Source organism: Rhizobium sp. SVR5-2C, from assembly GCF_056755115.1.
In genome coordinates, this window is the sequence record NZ_JBNDHT010000354.1 from 1 (window position 1) to 356 (window position 356).

At 57.6% G+C, this 356-nt stretch carries 1 pseudogene; it reads right to left on the minus strand.

Going from position 1 to position 356, the window contains the following annotated elements:
* A pseudogene (locus tag ACPYOI_RS36045) lies at positions 1–347 on the minus strand (YciI family protein); the annotation flags it as partial.
* Positions 348–356 lie beyond the last annotated feature (9 nt).

Below are 356 nucleotides of genomic sequence, written 5' to 3' on the forward strand. Positions count from 1 at the left end.
ACATAGAACGGCCGAATTTCATAGGATGTCGAGCCGGGATTGACCGCCGAGAGCTCCTTCGAGAAGGCGATCGCCTAATCCAGGGTCTCGAAATCGACGACGTAGAAACCGAGCAGCGCTTCCTTGGTTTCGGCAAAGGGACCGTCGAGTACAAGCGGTTCTTCCTTGCCCTTGCGCACGGTGGTCGCAGCCGTCGTCGGCATCAGCCTTCCGACCGGACCAATCTTTCCGGCCCTTGCAACCGGTGCCTGCACTGCATGGAGTTTCGCCATGACGGCGTCTTCCTCCTCCTTGGACCAGGAGAAGACCGTCTCTTCGTTGGCATAGCAAAGGATCGCGTAGAGCATCTGTTATTC